The 468-nt window shown below is 65.8% G+C and carries 1 protein-coding gene; it reads right to left on the bottom strand.

The window, feature by feature from the left end:
* Positions 1-468: RNA-guided endonuclease InsQ/TnpB family protein (locus J9611_RS21275; protein WP_211883220.1), on the bottom strand; the 468-nt coding region annotated here is incomplete at both ends.

Below are 468 nucleotides of genomic sequence, written 5' to 3'. Positions count from 1 at the left end.
GCGAGTCTGGTACGTGCCAGCCCCGTGATGTTGAGTGTTTCGACTGCGACCGCCTGGTTTTCGCGGGCCAGCCTGACGGCGATCTTGCGGGTGAAATCCTGGCGCAGGTCACGCGTTTTCGCGTGGATTTTCGCGACCCTGGCACGGGCTTTCGCCCTGTTTTTTGAGCCCTTCACGCGGCGGGACAGTTCCCGTTGGGCGCGGGCGGGTTTCCGTTGCGCCTTCCGGTCAAAGCGTGGCGCGGGGACTTTCTCCCTGGTGCCGTCGCTGTAGGTGATTGCCGCGAAATCCGTCAGGCCAAGATCGAGCCCCGCAGTACGCGGGACACGGTCAGGGGCGGCGGCGGTTCCGGGTTCCGGATTGACCACGAACGACGCGTAATAGCGTCCGTCGGCTTCCCGGATCAGCGTCACCGAAGTCGGCGCGGCCGGCAGCGGCCGGGAATACGCCAGACGCAGGTCCCCGATT

The organism is Pseudarthrobacter albicanus (genome assembly GCF_018224015.1).
Lineage (GTDB): Bacteria > Actinomycetota > Actinomycetes > Actinomycetales > Micrococcaceae > Arthrobacter > Arthrobacter albicanus.
This window is presented reverse-complemented; position numbering and strand designations above follow the sequence as displayed.